The sequence below is a fragment of the Acidovorax facilis genome (assembly GCF_023913775.1).
GTDB classification, from domain to species: Bacteria; Pseudomonadota; Gammaproteobacteria; order Burkholderiales; family Burkholderiaceae_C; genus Acidovorax; species Acidovorax facilis.
In genome coordinates this window covers 1-13,409 of the sequence record NZ_JAMXAX010000031.1, presented here as the reverse complement: position 1 = coordinate 13,409, position 13,409 = coordinate 1, and the positions used below count along the sequence as shown (strand labels likewise).

Annotated in this window: 10 protein-coding genes; 7 read left to right on the top strand and 3 right to left on the bottom strand. The window is 63.6% G+C overall.

Translation table 11 applies throughout. The features are described 5' to 3' along the window. Positions 1-17: 17 nt before the first annotated feature. Together NFX52_RS11425 and NFX52_RS11420 are read left to right on the top strand one after the other, a co-directional pair. Positions 18-578, top strand: a complete 561-nt coding sequence (locus NFX52_RS11425; protein WP_055398222.1) for a GNAT family N-acetyltransferase — start codon at positions 18-20, stop codon at positions 576-578. 25 nt (positions 579-603) lie between these two features. Continuing rightward, a complete protein-coding gene (locus tag NFX52_RS11420) occupies positions 604-1,641 on the top strand; it encodes an amino acid ABC transporter substrate-binding protein (RefSeq protein ID WP_055398221.1) in 1,038 nt (345 codons plus the stop codon). A gap of 257 nt (positions 1,642-1,898) precedes the next feature. Here NFX52_RS11420 and NFX52_RS11415 read toward each other — a convergent pair whose 3' ends face one another. Together NFX52_RS11415 and NFX52_RS11410 are read right to left on the bottom strand one after the other, a co-directional pair. Beyond that, positions 1,899-4,124, bottom strand: a complete 2,226-nt coding sequence (locus NFX52_RS11415) for a sensor domain-containing protein (protein ID WP_055398220.1) — start codon at positions 4,122-4,124, stop codon at positions 1,899-1,901. 135 nt (positions 4,125-4,259) lie between these two features. Continuing rightward, positions 4,260-7,145 (bottom strand): bifunctional diguanylate cyclase/phosphodiesterase, encoded by a 2,886-nt coding sequence (locus NFX52_RS11410; RefSeq protein WP_238385597.1) that lies wholly within the window; start codon positions 7,143-7,145, stop codon positions 4,260-4,262. 289 nt (positions 7,146-7,434) lie between these two features. On the opposite strand from NFX52_RS11410, the gene NFX52_RS11405 reads away from it, so the two are divergent. From NFX52_RS11405 to NFX52_RS11385, 5 genes are read left to right on the top strand one after another with little or no spacing between them, the layout of a single operon-like run. Beyond that, positions 7,435-8,271 (top strand): GNAT family N-acetyltransferase, encoded by an 837-nt coding sequence (locus NFX52_RS11405; protein WP_055398218.1) that lies wholly within the window; start codon positions 7,435-7,437, stop codon positions 8,269-8,271. Beyond that, positions 8,271-9,140: a UDP-2,3-diacylglucosamine diphosphatase gene (locus tag NFX52_RS11400; protein ID WP_055398217.1), complete on the top strand. Its 870-nt coding sequence runs from the start codon at positions 8,271-8,273 to the stop codon at positions 9,138-9,140. The genes NFX52_RS11405 and NFX52_RS11400 overlap by 1 nt, the downstream gene beginning before the upstream one ends. Further along, positions 9,137-10,225 (top strand): glycosyltransferase family 4 protein, encoded by a 1,089-nt coding sequence (locus tag NFX52_RS11395; protein ID WP_055398216.1) that lies wholly within the window; start codon positions 9,137-9,139, stop codon positions 10,223-10,225. The genes NFX52_RS11400 and NFX52_RS11395 overlap by 4 nt, the downstream gene beginning before the upstream one ends. Before the next feature lie 39 nt (positions 10,226-10,264). Then, complete coding sequence (gene ppk1 / locus NFX52_RS11390) at positions 10,265-12,433, top strand: polyphosphate kinase 1 (protein WP_255572550.1); 2,169 nt, start codon at positions 10,265-10,267, stop codon at positions 12,431-12,433. Next, complete coding sequence (locus tag NFX52_RS11385; protein WP_055398215.1) at positions 12,430-12,894, top strand: SixA phosphatase family protein; 465 nt, start codon at positions 12,430-12,432, stop codon at positions 12,892-12,894. Before ppk1 ends, NFX52_RS11385 begins: the two co-directional genes overlap by 4 nt. A gap of 39 nt (positions 12,895-12,933) precedes the next feature. Here the strand turns inward: NFX52_RS11385 and NFX52_RS11380 are convergent. Next, a partial coding sequence (locus NFX52_RS11380; RefSeq protein ID WP_289781592.1) for a hypothetical protein occupies positions 12,934-13,409 on the bottom strand: 476 nt, incomplete at its 5' end.

Below are 13,409 nucleotides of genomic sequence, written 5' to 3'. Positions count from 1 at the left end.
GACCAGGAACCCCATAGATGCCTTCAAACACTGACATACCTTCCACCATCACCGTCCGTTCCGTGGACTACGGCAATGCCCGCGAAGCGCGGGCGTTGGTCGAACTGCTCGACGGCTATGCAAGGGACGTGGCGGGTGGTGGCGTTCCACTGAGCGCCGAGGTCCAGCGGGGCTTGCCCGAGGCGCTGCGCCAGCGGCCGCAGGCTTTCAGCGTGATGGCCTGGGCGGCGGACGCTTTGGCGCCACACGGCGAGGTGCCCGTGGGGCTGATCAATTGCCTGGAGGGCTTTTCGACCTTTGCCTGCCGGCCTCTGGTCAACGTGCATGACGTGGTGGTGGCACCCGGCTGGCGCGGCCACCGCATCGCCCAGCGCATGCTGCACCGGGTGGAAGCGCTGGCCCGCGAGCGCGGTGCCTGCAAGCTCACGCTCGAAGTGCTTTCGGGCAACCACAGTGCAATGCGCGCGTACGAACGGGAAGGCTTTGCTGCCTACACCCTGGACCCCAGCATGGGGCAGGCGCAATTTCTGCAGAAGATGCTGGATGGGGCAGGGCCTGCGCCATTGGCGGCACCGTGAATCACCCTCCCGGAGACCTGACCGCATGAAGACAGTGTTTGGCCAGATCGCCGCAATGGGCGCCATCGTTGTGCCCGCGTTGCTGGCCGCTCCCGTGGCCCATGCGGGCAAGACTCTCGACGGTATCAGGGCGCGCGGGCAGGTGGTGTGTGGCGTCAATACAGGGCTGGCCGGGTTTGCGATGGCAGACTCCAGCGGCAAGTGGTCCGGACTTGACGTGGATGTCTGCAGGGCACTTGCAGCCGCCGTGCTGGGCGACGGCAAGAAAGTCAAGTACGTGCCGTTGGACGTGCCGCAGCGTTTCACGGCCTTGCAATCCGGCGAGGTGGACGTGCTTTCGCGCAACACCACCTTTTCGCTGGCGCGCGATGCATCGATGGGTCTGCACCAGACGGTCGTTACCTACTACGACGGCCAGGGTTTCATGGTGCCTGCCAAGAGCAGGATCAGGAGCATCCGCCAGCTCAAGGGACAGACCGTGTGTGTGCAGTCGGGCACCACCACCGAAAAAAACCTGGCCGACTATTCCCGTGCCAACGGCCTCGACATCAAACCCGTGATGTTTGAGAAGGTAGATGCTGCAACGGCCGCCTATCTGGCGGGGCGGTGCACCGCATTCACCACCGATGCATCGGGCCTGGCAGCCTTGCGCAGCGGTGTTTCACAAGGCGCGGCAATGCACACCATCTTGCCGGAACTCATCTCCAAGGAACCCTTGGGGCCCTTGGTGCGGCGGGGTGACGACGAGTGGTTTGCGGTGGTCAAGTGGGTGATCTACGGCCTGATCGAAGCCGAAGAGTATGGTGTGACGAAAGCCAATGCGGATTCGCTGAAATCCAGCAGCGCCCACCCGGTGGTGCAACGCATGGTGGGTACTTCGGAAGACACCGGAAAGCTCCTGGGGCTGGACCGGGACTGGTTGCTGCGCGCCCTCAAGACCACCGGCAACTACGGCGAGATTTTCGAGCGCAACGTCGGTCAGAAGTCGGCACTGGGGCTGTCGCGCGGCCTCAATAACCTGTGGAGCAAGCAGGGCCTGATGTACGCGTTTCCGATCCGCTGAACTGCGCTCGCAGGGACTGACCTGGGCGACGATGCATGGGATGCTGACTGCTGAAAGCCCGCACTGCCCCAGGAGCCTCGGTCCTGCAGATTGGGTGTATTTGCTACTGAATTTATAGCTGCTTGCGCATTCCTATCAAGCGCTAGGCCCTGTTTTCATGCTATTTTTCGAGTCGATGGGCTTATGCCCCTGCTGCGTCCACCGATGCATTCCTTGGCCGCCGCACGAGCCCTTTGGCCAGCATGGGGCAGTGTCGGTCAATGCAACTGCCGCCGCATGAAGGCTTCCAGCTCGGGCGCGGACAGCGGCATGCTGAAGTGGTAGCCCTGCGCCTCGTCGCACCCTTGTTCGCGCAGGTAGGCCAGTTGACCTTCGGTCTCCACGCCTTCGGCCGTGGTGCGCATGCCCAGCGCCTGGGCCATGCGGATGATGGCGCTGACGATGGCGCGGTCGTTGCCGTCATCACCCAGGTCGCGCACGAACGACTGGTCGATCTTGAGCTTGAAGATCTGAAAGCGCTTGAGCTGGCTCAGCGATGAGTAGCCGGTGCCAAAGTCGTCCATCGACATGCGCACGCCGCGTGCGTGCAACTGGTCCATGGTGGCCACGGCAGCATGCGGGTCGTCCACGGCAACGCCTTCGGTCAACTCCAGCTCCAGGGAGTCGGGCGGCAGCCCGAACTCGGCCAGCATGCGGCTCACCAGCTCCGGCAGCTGCGGCTGGCGAAACTGGATGGCTGACAGGTTCACCGCCATCGTCAGGTGGGGGAATCCGTTCGTGCGCCAGGTTTTGAGCTGTGACAGCGCCGTGCGCAGCACCCATTCCCCAATCTGCAGGATCTGCCCGCTGTCTTCCGCAATGGGAATGAACTCTGCCGGCGATACTGCGCCCAGCTGCGGGTGTTGCCAGCGCAGCAATGCCTCCACGCTGCGCACGGAGCCGTTGGTCAGGCTCATCTGCGGCTGGTAGTGCAGGTGGAACTGGTTGCGCTCCAGCGCACGCCGCAGGGCGTTTTCAAGCTGCAAGGCGCGCACCGACTGCGCCTGCATCTCGGGGGTGAAGAACTTGAAGGTGTTGCGCCCGTCGAGCTTGGCGCGGTACATGGCCACATCGGCCGACTGCGTCAGCGTGTCGAAGTCCGTGCCATCCTGCGGGAATAGCGCGATGCCCATGGACGGCGCCATGGTCAGCTCGTGGTGGTCAATCTGGTAGTGCTGGCGCGATGCCTCCTGCAGCTTGCCGGCCACGCGGGCGGCGCCATGGGCATTGGCGCCTGGCAGCAGCAAAATGAACTCGTCGCCGCCCAGGCGCGACACGGTGTCCTTGTCGCGCACCACGGCCCGCAGCCGCTTGGCGATCTCCACGAGCAGGGTATCGCCCACGCGGTGGCCCAGCGAGTCGTTCACATGCTTGAAGTGGTCCAGGTCCAGGAAGATCAGGGCCAGCGGCGTGTTGCCCTCCTGGGCGACGCGGATGGCCTCCTGCGCCCGTTCTGCCAGCAGCGTGCGGTTGGGCAGGCCTGTCAGGGCGTCGTAGTGGGCCAGCCAGTAGATGCGCTCCTGATCGGCCTTGCGGTCGTTGATCTCACGGTGCAGGTTGTCCACGGTCTCGCGCAGTTCGCGGGTGCGGTCCTGCACCTGCCTTTCCAGGTCTTCGTGGGCACTGGCAAGCACGGCCTGCGCCTGCTTGCGCTCCGTGATGTCCATCGTGATCCAGATGGAGCCCTGCGATGGATCGGCTGGGTCGATGGACTTGCTGCGCACCTCGCAGATCACGGGGGTCCCATCCTTGCGGCACAGCTCCAGCTCGCCCTCGTAGGAGTGGCCGGCGGCCAGCTGCGGATAGCATCGGCGGCCGACCTCTTCCCACGCAGCGTCGCTGGCGTACCACCGGCGCGAGGGGCTGCCCACCAGTTCACCGGGCTCGTAGCCCAACATCTGTTCGAAGTGGTGGTTGCAGCGGGTCAGGCGCCGGTCGCGCAGGAACACGATCCCCACCATCGCGCTGTCAAAGAGCAGCTGCTTTTCACGCACCGCTGCGCCCAGTGCAGCCTGCGCACGTTTTTGCTCGTCGATGTCGTCCAGAATCCAGATGGAACCTTCGGCTGTGTCGTGCGGGTTGATGAGCCGCCCGGTCAGGCTGCCCCAGAACAGGCTGCCGTCGCGCCGGCGCAGCTGGCGCTCGACGCGGAACGCCTGGCCCTGGGCTAGGACCGGGTAGGCTGTGCGGCCCAGATCGCGAAACGCCTCGCGCGAAGGGTAGAAGGTTTCGGTGTTCAGCCCGACCAGGCTCTCGGCGCTGGCATGGCCAAAAATTTCGGCATACCGCTGGTTGCAGCGCACCACACTGCGCTGGCGCAGGAACACAATGCCTACGCCCGCACTGTCGAGCAGGGTTTGCTGTTCGCGCAGCGCGCGTTGTAAAGGAGTATCGGTGGCGACTCCAGGACGCTGCAATTCTGGAGTTCTGTACGGCGCAAACATGGAGACCGGTACGGGCTGTAGGGCCTGGCGGCCTGGGTAATTTGTACCAAAGTGTAGCAGCGCTCCCTTACAAGCCCATGGGGGCACCTTCGGTAACCGCCGCAATGCCGCACGCATCCAACGGTGCGCAAGTGCCTAGCCTGACGACGACGACGACTGCTGCTCCTGCTGCTGGCGCAAGTAGGCCTCGAAGGCATCCGCGGGCAGGGGGCGACTGAAGTAAAAGCCCTGCGCTTCGTCGCAGCCCTGCGCACGCAGAAATTCGAGCTGCCCGTCGGTCTCCACCCCCTCTGCCGTGGTTTGCATACCCAGCGCCTGCGCCATGCGGATGATGGCGCTCACGATGGCGCGGTCGTTGGCATCCTCTTCGAGGTCGCGTACAAACGATTGGTCGATCTTGAGTTTGTAGATCTGAAAACGCTTGAGGTAGCTCAGCGATGAGTACCCAGTGCCAAAGTCATCCATCGACAGGCGCACGCCCCGGTCGTGCAGCTGGTCCATCATCGCCAGTGCGGCGGCGGGATCGTCCACGGCGGCACCCTCCGTCAGCTCCAGCTCCAGCCTGCGGGCTGGCAGGCCAGCCTGTTCCAGGCAGCGGGTCACCATCTCGGGCAACTGGGGGTGCCTGAATTGCACGGCGGAAACGTTCACGGAAACGGCCCGCAGGGGCAGGTGCAGATCCAGCCAGCGTTTGGTGTCCCTCACCGCTGTGTGGATGACCCATTCGCCAATTGCCACGATCATGCCGCTGCTCTCGGCCACGGGGATGAACTCCGCTGGCGACACCAGGCCCAGTTCGGGATGGCGCCAGCGCAGCAGGGCTTCGGCACCCACCACCTGGCGCGTGGTGAGCGAGACCTGCGGCTGGTAGTGCAGCTCAAACTGGTTGCGCTCCAGCGCACGGCGCAGCGCATTTTCGATCTGGAGGGCACGGGCGGTGCGGGCTTCAAGATCGGCGGTGAAGAATCCGTACCGGTTACGCCCGTTTTGCTTGGCACGGTACATGGCGGCGTCTGCCCGCTGGTACAGCGTGTCGAACGACTCCCCGTCGGCCGGGTACATCGCAATACCGATCGACAAGGTGGTGGTGAGTTCGTAGGGGTCAATCTGGAAGGGCTGGGCCACGGCGGCCAGCAGCTGCGTGGCCTTGTCGGCGGCGGCAGCGGCGGAAGTGGCTGGGAGCAGCAGTAGGAATTCGTCCCCACCCAGGCGCGAAACCGTGTCCTGGGGCCTCAGGAGAGACTGAAGCCTTTGTGCCACGGCCACGAGCAGGATGTCGCCGATTCTGTGGCCCAGCGAATCATTGACGTTCTTGAAGTGGTCCAGGTCCAGAAACAGCATGGCCAGCGTACCGCCGCGCTCCTGCTCGTCGGCAATGTGGCGGTGGGCGCGTTCCGCCAGGAGCGCGCGGTTGGGAAGGTTGGTGAGCGGGTCGAAGTGGGCCAGCCGTTGAATGCGGTCCTGGGCCTCTCGCTGCTGGGTGATGTCGCGGAACAGCGTGATGGAATGCGTTACAACGCCATTGCCGTCTCGCACGCTGCTGACCGACAGCCACTGCGGGTAGGTGGATGCATCCTTGCGGCGCCCCCAGGCCTCGCCCTCCCAGCTTCCGCCCTGCGGCAACTGTGCGTAGACGGTATCGGCGTGGAAGTCATCGTCGGCTCCGGCGACCGTGAGCAGACGCACGGACTGTCCTACCGCTTCGGCTTCCGTGTACCCGGTGATCCGTGTGAATGCCCGGTTGATGCGCACGATGGTATGGGCCGCGTCGGCAATCACGATGGCTTCACTGCTCTGGTCAAACACCTGGGCGGTGAGCTGCAACTGCTCCTGGGACCGCTTGCGTTCGGTGATGTCGCGCGACAGCACAATGAACCTGGGCTTTGCGCTGGGGGAGGTGGCCTTGCGCGCCGCAGACAACTCAAACCAGGTGGCGCCCAGACTGGACAGATCAAGCACGATCTGCCGACCGGTGGACCAGCCCTGGGCGTGGGCTTCGTTCAGCACGTCCATCACCGACAGTGCGGCCACCGCAGGCAGTACCTCGGTCACGTTGTGCCCGACCAACATGTCTGCGGGTGCCATGAGCAACTCAGCGCGCTGGCTGTGCACGCTGCAGTACAAGCCGTCCAGGTCAAGCTCGAAAAGCGGGTCCGGGATGGCATCGATGGTGGCACGCAACTGCTGCTGGGTGGCCTGGATCTCGGAGGTGCGCTGCGCCACCTGGTAGGCCAGACCGCGCTCATGCGCCTTCAGCTCGAAAAGCAGCCGGGCGAGGTAGGTCATCAGCAGCGCAAACAGCAAGGCCACCGCGCATCGCATGGCCAGCACGCCCGGGTCTCCCCAGCCTTTGATGGGGACCAGGCTCAACGTCCATTGTCCGTTGGGCAGCGTCAAGGAACGGCCCACGGCGTCGGGGCCAGCGGGTGGGGTCGAGGCTGCGATCGTCTGTTCTTCCCCCGTGTCGGGCCGGATGCGCCACAACCTGTAGTGGTATCCCCGCTGGGTCAATTGCGGCAGTCGGGCGGCTGCCAGCACCTCGGGCAATCGGATGGTGACGTAGGTAAAGCCCCAAAAGGCACGGTGGCCCTGTGTGTCTTCCAGATAAACAGGCTGGCGCCCCACCACTCCCAAGCCACCTTGCACCAGTTCCATGGGGCCGGCCAGGGTCAGTCGGCCTGATTCCCGTGCCCTGGCGGATTCGGGGCCTTGGCGTGGGTCGTTGAGCTGATCGAAGCCGATGGAGTTTTCGTTGCCCTGGCGCGGAACTACGTGCCTGACCACCCCGTTGGGTGACAGCCCCATGGCGGCGATGCCCGGATAGAACGGCAGCATCTGGGTGCCGATCTCTTCAAACTGCGTTACCTGGCCTTTTCCCTGGCGCACGAGGGCCACCAGGGCGTTGTTGGCCGACAGGGCCAGCTCGATGGCGCGTTGCAGGGCCTGCACATGGTCGCCAGCCATGTCCGCCACCTGGGTGCGCTGTTGTGCATGCTCCTGGCGCTCCAGCGCCCACACCATCACCCCTGCGCACAGCGCCGCGAGAACAAACACGACCAGTGGGCCCGTAACAGGGCTCCGGGGGCGAGCGGGGGAGGGAGCATGCACGGTGCGGGTTCCTGAATCAATTATGCAGTCCGCACGATGGCGAGCGTTGGTGCTTCTGCGTGAACGGCTGTCACGACATTGACACGCCTCCGACATGGCGACGTCACGTCTCAATTCCACACTTGCTCGCAGGGAAAAAAGATTCCCGGCCATGGTTGGTGCCTTCAGCCCAACCCATCCTCATGCAAGGAGATGTTGCACCATGAATGAACTGCCCACCTTGACACCACCGCTGTCTGCCGAAGTTGCTTCCCCGAGAGTGCTTCAAGGGGTGGGCGCTTTGACGGGCGCTGCGCATCCGATGCCGGAACGCGGCGCTATTCAGGTGGCTTGGGCGCGCCATGAAGATGAAGTGCGCCAGGCGCAGCGGCTGCGGTTCGACGTGTTTGCGGCGGAAATGGGCGCTCGATTGACGACTCCCATTGCGGGCCATGACGTGGACCTTTTTGACGATTACTGCGAGCACCTGTTGGTGCGCGATGTCCAGAGCCAGCAAGTCATTGGGACTTACAGGGTGCTCACTCCGGCCCAGGCCCGGCGCGTCGGCGGTACCTACAGCGATACCGAGTTTGACCTGACGCGGCTGCGTTCGCTGCGCCCTCGCATGGTGGAGTTGGGGCGCAGCTGTGTGCACCCCGACCACCGCCACGGCGGCGTGATCATGGCTTTGTGGAGCGCGCTGGCGGACTTTATGGTGCGCAACCAGTTGGACACGATGATCGGTTGCGCGAGCATCCCCATGCTTCACAACGGTGTTGTCAGCGGCGATGCGGCCGCCAGCATCTGGCAGCAGGTGCGAAAGACACACCTTGCCCCCATCGAATACCACGTGCTTCCACGTTTGCCCTTGCCCGTGGAGCAACTCGACGGATCCATCACGGTGGAGCCACCGGCGCTGATCAAAGGCTACCTGCGGCTCGGGGCCCGCGTGCTGGGCGCGCCGGCTTGGGATCCAGACTTCAACACGGCAGACCTGCCGATGTTGATGCGCCTGGCGGACCTGCATCCTCGCTATCGCAAGCACTTTCTGGGGGCCTGATGCGCGCCGCATTCGATGCCCTGGGGCCCTGGATGGAGCCATCCATGGGCCACGAGGACGCGTCCGAAGACGCACATGCCTCAGCCGCCGGCCATCGTCGGTACCGCGCGGTCTTTATTTCTGATCTGCATCTGGGCACGCCGGGTTGCCAGGCGGTTGCGCTGCTGGACTTTCTCAAGCACCACCCCAGCGATCACCTCTACCTTGTGGGCGACATCGTCGATGGCTGGCAACTGCGCCGCAAGTGGTTCTGGCCACAGGCCCACAACGATGTGGTGCAAAAGCTGCTGCGCCGTGCGCGCAAGGGGTGCCGGGTGGTGTTTGTGCCGGGCAACCACGACGAATTTGCCCGCGCGTTCGTAGGTCACTCGTTTGGAGGCATCGAGGTGCGGGCCGATGCGGTGCACACCACGGCGGATGGCCGCAGCCTCTGGGTCACGCACGGCGACCATTTTGATGGAGTCATCCAGTGCGCCAAGTGGCTGGCGTATCTGGGCGACAACCTTTATGAATTCACGCTCAAGCTCAACCGGTACCTCAACACACTGCGCGCCCGCATGGGCCTGCCCTACTGGTCTCTGTCGGCTTACCTGAAAGGCAAGGTCAAAAAGGCCCTGAACTACGTCACCGACTTTGAAGTGGCTGTTGCGGCTGAAGCACGCCGCAGGGGGCATGACGGCGTCGTGTGCGGCCATATCCACCGTGCCGAGATGCGCGAGATCGGTGGGACCCTTTACTGCAATGACGGCGACTGGGTGGAAAGCCACACCGCCTTGGTCGAGCACATGGACGGCAGGCTGGAGCTGCTGCAGTGGCCGGCTTCTCCTGTCGTCAATATTTCCCGGTCCGAGTCGGCCGCCGTTGTATGAAAATTGCCTTGTTGACAGACGCCTGGCTGCCCCAGGTCAATGGGGTGGTCACCACCTTGCTGGAGCTGGTGCAGGAGCTTGAGGCGGCCGGGCACGAGGTGCAGGTGCTGCACCCCGGCCAGTTCGCAACCCGTCCGTGCCCCGGCTATCCTGGCATCGACTTGGCAGTGCGCCCGGCGAAGCGGCTGACGACGATGCTGGACGCGATGAAACCCGATGCCATTCACCTTGCCACGGAAGGGCCGTTGGGCTGGGCGGGGCGCCGCTATTGCCTGCGCAAGGGGTTGGCATTCACTACCGCTTTCCACACGCGATTTCCGGAAATACTGCATGCGGCGCTGCGCGTTCCACTGCGATGGGGGTATGCGCTGTTCCGGCATTTTCACCAGCCATCTTCGGGGGTGATGGTGCCTACGCAAGGCGTTTTGCAGATGCTGGAGCGACGGGGCTTTCGCAATCTACGCCCATGGACCCATGGGGTGGACACACGGGCTTTTCCGTTCCACGGTGCAACCATCCAGAGCCCGCTCACGGGTGCTTTGGCGCACCCCGTCTCCTTGTATGTCGGGCGAATTTCGTACGAGAAAAACATCGAAGCTTTCCTCCAGCTGGACATACCAGGCTCCAAGGTGGTGTGCGGGGTCGGTCCGCTGGAAGCTCGCCTCAAGGCCAAGTATCCGCAGGTCCGTTGGCTGGGCATCCTGGACCGTGCCGCGCTGGCGCAGGTGTATGCGGCTGCGGATGTGTTTGTGTTTCCCAGCCGGTCAGAAACCTTCGGCTTGGTCATGCTGGAGGCAATGGCCTGCGGGACGCCTGTGGCCGCCTACCCTGAGGATGGCCCGATGGAGGTGTTGGGGGCGCATTCTGGTCAGCCGCCCAGAGGGGGCGTGCTGCAAGACGATCTGCTCGTGGCAAGCCAGCAGGCACTGGCGATACCCCGGTCCGAAGCGCGCGCACGGGCACTCGACTTCACCTGGGCGCATGCCGCCCGGCTGTTCGAGCAGTATCTGGTTCCCGCACAGGCGCAGGGCTCGTCTCGTGTGACTGTCACAAAATCTGTCACATCTTTGTCATCTGGGCGTTAAATACTGCTGCCATCCTGCATTAGCCGCGTTTGCGTACCCATGTTGCCTTTGCCTTCCGATGATGCTCTCGTGCATGCCAACGCCTCCCTGTCGCCGGACAGTGGTACGAGCGGAGGATTCTCACAGTCCGCCAGCGCGCCCCCTCACATGTTTCTGGACAGGGATCACAGCATCCTGGCTTTTAACGAGCGTGTTTTCGACTGGGCTGTGAGGCCGGATGTGCCACTGCTGGAACGGTTGCGATACCTGTGCATCGTGTCGTCCAATCTCGACGAATTTTTTGAGGTCCGTGCTGCGCCGCACATTACTGCTGCGCAAAAAGGTGAGACCAAAGGGCTCTATTCGACGGCATCGTTCGAAGCCATTGCCGCCAAAATACACAGCCTGGTGGAGCGGCAATACGCGCTGTACAACGAGTCTCTGGTGCCTGCGTTTGCTGCGCACGGGATTCGCATCGTGGGGTATGGTGAGCGATCACCCGCCCAAAAGCGCTGGGTCCACGACTATTTTGTGAACGAGGTCCGGCCACTGCTGATTCCGGTGGGGCTGGATCCGGCCCATCCGTTTCCACAGGTGGCCAACAAATCGCTGAACTTCATTGTTCGCCTGAAGGGCCACGACGCTTTCGGCAGGGAGAACGAGATCGCCATCGTGAAGGTGCCGCGTGCGCTGCCAAGGTTGATCCGCATGCCGGCCCGCGTGGCGCCTGGAGAGGCCCTTTTTGTGAGCCTCTCCAGTATTGTTCGCGCGCATCTGGAGGATCTTTTCCCGGGACGGGAGGTCACGGAGTTCTCTCAGTTTCGCGTGACGCGACATTCCGATTTGGCACTGGACGAAGAGGATGTGCGCAATCTGCGGACCGCCCTTCGCCAGGGCTTGCAACACCGGCACTATGGGCAGGCGGTACGGCTGGAGGTGTCCTCCGGGTGTTCGCAGTTTTTGTCGGATTTTCTGTTGGCGCAGTTTGCTTTGCCGGCCGCTGCCTTGTACCGGGTGCATGGCCCTGTGAACCTGGTGCGTTTGACGCAACTGGTGGATCTGGTGGATGCGCCGGAACTGCTCTTTCCACCCTGGAATTCCGCGTGGCCCCGGCAGCTGCAATCCGGCGTGTCCATCCTGGAACAACTGAGCAAGCACGATGTGCTGATCCACCAGCCGTTCGAGAGTTTTGACGGGCTCCTTGCCTTTTTGCGTGAAGCCGTCAATGACCCTGATGTGCTTGTCATCAAACAGACCATCTACCGCACCGGCGCGGACTCCGAACTCATGGACCTGCTCACCGAGGCCGTACGCCGTGGCAAAGAGGTCATGGCGGTGGTGGAGCTCAAGGCGCGCTTTGATGAAGAGGCCAATATCAACTGGGCCGAGGCCCTGGAGTCGATTGGCGCCCAGGTGGTCTACGGCGTAGTGGGCCTCAAGACGCACGCCAAGATGCTGCTGGTTACGCGCAGGGATGGGCGAAAACTGCGGCGCTACGGGCACCTATCGACGGGCAACTACAACGTACGTACTGCACGGCTGTATACCGATCTGAGCTACCTTACGGCCGATGAAGAAACCACGGCCGACATGGACGGGGTGTTCAATCACCTTGCGAGCCAGAACCGCCCGCCCAAGCTGCGCAAGCTGATGCTGGCGCCGTTCCATCTGCACAGGCGAATGCTGGAGAAAATCGAACAAGTGGGTCTGGCGGCCAGCCGGGGAGAGGATGCGCGGATCGTGGCCAAGATGAATGCCCTGACCGACGAGGCCCTGATGCGTGCTCTGATCGTGGCCGGCCAGCGCGGTGCGCGCATTGATCTCATCGTGCGGGGAGCTTGCATGCTGGCAGCCCAAGTGCCTGGGGTGACCGACAACATCCGTGTACGTTCGGTGATCGGCCGCTTCCTGGAGCACACACGTGTCTTCTACTTCCGCAGCGGGGGGGAGGAAGATCTGTACCTTTCCAGCGCCGACTGGATGAACCGCAACATGATGCGGCGTGTGGAGTTGGCCTGGCCTGTGACAGACCCGCGCCTGCGGCAACAGATTGTGGACGAGTGCTTGGTCGCCTATTTGCATGACGACCGGGATGCATGGACGCTGAACGCTGACGGCTCCTACAGCCGAGCCCCCCGTCCGCAGGATGGGTTGGGCGCCCAGAACGCTCTAATGGTTCGCTACGGTCCAGCCCCGTCGGGGACGCGCATGGACCAGGGGGCGGCATGATGGACCTCATCCTGTGGCGCCATGCGGAGGCAGAGGAGCTCGCAGAGGCGGGCGATGATCTGGCGAGGGCCTTGACGTCGCGCGGGGAAAAGCAGGCAGCGCGCATGGCGGCCTGGCTGGACCGGCAATTGCCCGAGGGCTTGCGCGTGCTTGCCAGTCCGGCCCGGCGCACCGAGCAAACGGCCAACGCCCTGGGGCGCAAGTTCAAGATGCGCGCCGAGCTGTTACCTGGTGGAACGCCGCAAGATCTGCTGGACCTTGTGCAGTGGCCGCGCGCCAAGGGGACGGTGCTGGTTGTGGGCCATCAACCCATGCTGGGCCAGACCATTGCGCAACTGATGGGGCTGCAGGCTTCGGAATGCGCTGTGCGCAAGGGAGCTGTCTGGTGGTTGAGGCAGCGGCAGCGGCTGGACCAGAGCCAGACCTTGTTGATCACTGTCCAGTCCCCCGAGTTTCTTTGAGACCTGTTGTGCCGAGGGTATGCCTCGGTACAGCTGGGGCTACTTGCGCGAGGCTTTGGTCGACGTTTTGGTGGCGGGCGCCGGAACCGCAGGCGCGGCTTCCGCCTTGGGGCGACCTGTCTTGATGGAAGGTACTGCCTGTACCGCGCTGCGCAGGGCGGCGTCAGACATGGCGGCCAGGACCTTCAGGCCCGCGCGCAACAGCTCGCTTTTCTTCACGGGCTGGGCGAGAGCAGCCGAGCGCTGCTTCAGGGTTTCTATGACCGCGTATTCATCTTTGGGAATAGTGAAACTGTCGCGCACCAGCTTGGGCTTCTTGGCCTTGGTATCCCGGGCGGCGGCTGGCGCGGCGGGGGCCTTGGCCAATTTCGGTGTCACTTGCGTGGCGGTGGACGCCTTTTTCTTGGAAGCCGACGCAGGCTTTGTGGCTGCTTTTTGAGGTTGCTTGGCGACAGCAGCCGTTTTGGCGGGAGCCTTCGTGGCCACCGCAGCCGGCTTGACCGACTTTGCCGGAG

Bases quoted from the DNA above. Each gene is read 5' to 3' on its own strand.
- NFX52_RS11425 (WP_055398222.1), top strand. From the start codon at position 18: ATGCCTTCAAACACTGACATACCTTCCACCATCACCGTCCGTTCCGTG.
- NFX52_RS11420 (WP_055398221.1), top strand. From the start codon at position 604: ATGAAGACAGTGTTTGGCCAGATCGCCGCAATGGGCGCCATCGTTGTG.
- NFX52_RS11415 (WP_055398220.1), bottom strand. From the start codon at position 4,124: ATGTTTGCGCCGTACAGAACTCCAGAATTGCAGCGTCCTGGAGTCGCC.
- NFX52_RS11410 (WP_238385597.1), bottom strand. From the start codon at position 7,145: ATGGTGTGGGCGCTGGAGCGCCAGGAGCATGCACAACAGCGCACCCAG.
- NFX52_RS11405 (WP_055398218.1), top strand. From the start codon at position 7,435: ATGAATGAACTGCCCACCTTGACACCACCGCTGTCTGCCGAAGTTGCT.
- NFX52_RS11400 (WP_055398217.1), top strand. From the start codon at position 8,271: ATGCGCGCCGCATTCGATGCCCTGGGGCCCTGGATGGAGCCATCCATG.
- NFX52_RS11395 (WP_055398216.1), top strand. From the start codon at position 9,137: ATGAAAATTGCCTTGTTGACAGACGCCTGGCTGCCCCAGGTCAATGGG.
- ppk1 (WP_255572550.1), top strand. From the start codon at position 10,265: ATGTTGCCTTTGCCTTCCGATGATGCTCTCGTGCATGCCAACGCCTCC.
- NFX52_RS11385 (WP_055398215.1), top strand. From the start codon at position 12,430: ATGATGGACCTCATCCTGTGGCGCCATGCGGAGGCAGAGGAGCTCGCA.